The sequence below is a fragment of the Phytoactinopolyspora endophytica genome, assembly GCF_004138495.1.
Taxonomy (GTDB): domain Bacteria; phylum Actinomycetota; class Actinomycetes; order Jiangellales; family Jiangellaceae; genus Phytoactinopolyspora; species Phytoactinopolyspora endophytica.
In genome coordinates this window covers 95,897-98,680 of sequence record NZ_ML142871.1, presented here as the reverse complement: position 1 = coordinate 98,680, position 2,784 = coordinate 95,897, and the positions used below count along the sequence as shown (strand labels likewise).

3 protein-coding genes are annotated in these 2,784 nt (G+C 69.3%); 1 reads left to right on the top strand and 2 read right to left on the bottom strand.

What is annotated here, in order from left to right:
* Both ELR45_RS30520 and ELR45_RS30515 read right to left on the bottom strand, forming a co-directional pair.
* Nucleotides 1-856 (bottom strand): sensor histidine kinase (locus ELR45_RS30520; RefSeq protein WP_165368245.1); only part of this gene is annotated, 856 nt, incomplete at its 3' end.
* A gap of 178 nt (nt 857-1,034) precedes the next feature.
* Complete coding sequence (locus ELR45_RS30515; protein ID WP_129669650.1) at nt 1,035-1,961, bottom strand: RecB family exonuclease; 927 nt, start codon at nt 1,959-1,961, stop codon at nt 1,035-1,037.
* Between the two features lie 60 nt (nt 1,962-2,021).
* On the opposite strand from ELR45_RS30515, the gene ELR45_RS30510 reads away from it, so the two are divergent.
* The coding region (locus ELR45_RS30510) for a site-2 protease family protein (RefSeq protein ID WP_205857577.1) at nt 2,022-2,784 on the top strand (763 nt) is incomplete at its 3' end.

The window sequence follows — 2,784 nt, the reverse complement described above, 5'->3', positions numbered from 1 at the left end:
TCTGCTCGGCCAGCGTCTCGAGGTCCGCGACGCCGGGCTGCGGCCCGCGGTGGGAGTTGGACGGCTCGAGCCGTCCGGTGCGTTCCGGGCCCCGGAGGACGTCCACGATGCGACGCATCTCGGCCAGGGCGGCGCGGCCGGTGTTCTCGATCGATTGCAACGCATCGCCGCTGCGCTCCGGATTGCGCTCGAGTGAACGTTGGGCGCCTGCCGCCTGCACCGTCATGACCGAGACGTGATGGGCGACGACGTCGTGCAGCTCCCGGGCTATCCGGGAGCGCTCCTCGGCCAGGGCAGCGCGCACCTCGGTCTCCCGGGCGTGTTCCAACCGCTGAGCCCGGTCCTCCAGCGCCGACGTGTAGCGGCGGTTCTTCTGGACGGCGCGGCCGATCGCCCACAGCCCGACGTACCCGAACGCCGCAAAGGCGAGGTTCAACGTGGCGGCGCTGCGAGGGCCGAAGTCGCTGGCGTAGTGAATCACGTAGGCCGCCGTGACGGCGAGATGTGCGGCCACCACCGTGAGCCCGCGATCGACGCGCGCGTACGCCCCGGCGCTGTACACAGCGACGAGCATGGCCACGGTCAGCGATATCGAGGCATAGTCCCAGACTAGGTAGGCCGACGTGGCCGCGGCGATGAACAGCCCGGCCAGGGTCGGATGAGTGCGGCGGAACAGCAGCGGGGACACGGTCAGCACGGCCAGGGCGGCGCCGATCGCGTCCGGATCGCGGTAGTTGCTCGAGGTGTCCGCGTACAGATACATCGACAGGATGCCGAGGACGAGAAACACGGTGACGAGCGCACCGTCGAAGAGCACGGGGTGAACCCGTGGCCGACGCTCGGACGCCTCACTCATAGACATCAACCGTAAACTGACAGTCTGGGCCGCTGGTCATACTGGACGCCGAACTGCTCTCTCCGACCGGAGGATGACGCGGCCGGAGGATGACGCGGGACCTGGCGGGGACACGGCGGGACGTGGCGAGGACGCGGCGCCTTGCGGCCCCGTTGGCGGAACACGAGCGGCGGAGACGCTACAGGTCCGCCCCAGAGGTCCGCGGTGAGGGAGCCTCGGTCTCGTCTTCGGCCCCAGCGACAGCCGGTGCTTCCGGGACGGGCGGGGGAGTTCCGCCGTATACGGGGCAGAGTGCCTGATGAGCGCACCAGTCACACAACTTGCTGGGGTTCGGCCGCCAGTCTTTGCGTTCGGTGGCACGCTCGATGGCGGTCCACAGCGCACCGAGCTTGCGCTCGGTGGCACGCAGATCCGCCTCGTCCGGTTCGTATCGCAGGACCTCGCCGCTGCCGAGGTAGACCAGCTGGAGCAGCCGGGGCACGGTGCCGTGCAGCCGCCACAGCACCAGCGCATAGAACCGCATCTGGAACATCGCCCGCTGCTCGAACCCGGCCCGGGGTGCCTTACCCGTCTTGTAATCGACCACGCGCAGGTCACCGGTGCTCTGCGCCCGATCCACCCGGTCGATGTAGCCGCGCAGGCGCAGCCCCGACTCCAGTGTGGTCTCGACGTACAGTTCACGTTCGGCCGGCTCGAGCCGCTGCGGATCCTCGAGTGTGAAGTACCGCTGCACCAGCGTCTGGGCACTGGTCAGCCATTCCTGCAGGGCCGCGCCGTCGTCATCGCCGGTGAACAGAGCGGCGACGTCGGGCTCCTCGGCCAGCAGCCGCTCCCATTCCGGCCGTACGAGGCGCACGGCTTCATCCGAGGTGCGGCTGCTGGCAGGCAGGTCGAACAACCGCTCGAGCACCGAGTGCACCACGGTGCCGCGGGTGGCCTCCGGGCTGGGCGGCTCGGGCAATCGGTCGATGGTGCGGAAGCGGTACAGCAACGGGCATGTCATGAAGTCGGCTGCACGGGACGGCGACAGGCTCTTGACCGGAGAGGCCCCGCCCACGCCTGGCGCCTGCTCCTCCACCGTCTGATGCGCTACCGAAGTATCCATGTTCCCCAAAGCGTAGACGACCGCACCGACAGCCTGAGCTGCCCGCCGTAGGCTGAGGGCATGGGATTCGGTGGCCGGCGGAGCATTCGGCTGGGAAAAGTGGTCGGGGTACCTGTGTACGTCAGCCCGACATGGTTCATCGTCGCGGCCGTCATCACCGTCGGTTTCGAGCCGTTCGTCGCGCGCAGTTTCCCCGCGCTCGGCTGGCAGACCTACGCGATCACCTTCGCGTTCGCGGTTCTGCTCTACCTGTCCGTCTTTCTGCATGAGGTCAGCCACGCCGTCGCGTCGATCCGGCTCGGCATCCCCGTACGCGGGATCACCCTGCACTTCCTGGGCGGGCACACCGAGATCGAGCGTGAGTCGCCGACGCCCGGCCGGGATCTGCTGGTCTCGGCGGCCGGACCCCTGGTCTCGCTCGTCATCGGGTGTGCGGCGTATCTGGCGGCGATCCCGGTGCAGGCCGACGTCCCGGAGTATCTGCTGCTCGTGCTCGCCTCGGCGAACGTGATCGTGGGCGTGTTCAACATCCTTCCGGCGCTGCCGCTCGACGGCGGTCACATGCTCCGCGCCGTCGTGTGGAAGATCACCGGTGACGAGAACCGCGGCACCCTGGTGGCCGCGCGCGCCGGCCAGGTGCTCGCGGCCCTGGTGCTCGTGGTGCCGTTCGTCGTCGGCGGCGGGCGGCCGACCATGTTCGGCGTCCTGTGGGCCGCATTGGTGGCCATGCTGCTGTGGAACGGGGCCACCCAGGCGCTGCGGGTCGCCCGGATGCGCGCCAAACTGCCTCAGCTCGACACCACCAGGCTGGCCCGGCCCGCGG

Bases quoted from the DNA above. Each gene is read 5' to 3' on its own strand.
- ELR45_RS30515 (WP_129669650.1), bottom strand. From the start codon at position 1,961: ATGGATACTTCGGTAGCGCATCAGACGGTGGAGGAGCAGGCGCCAGGC.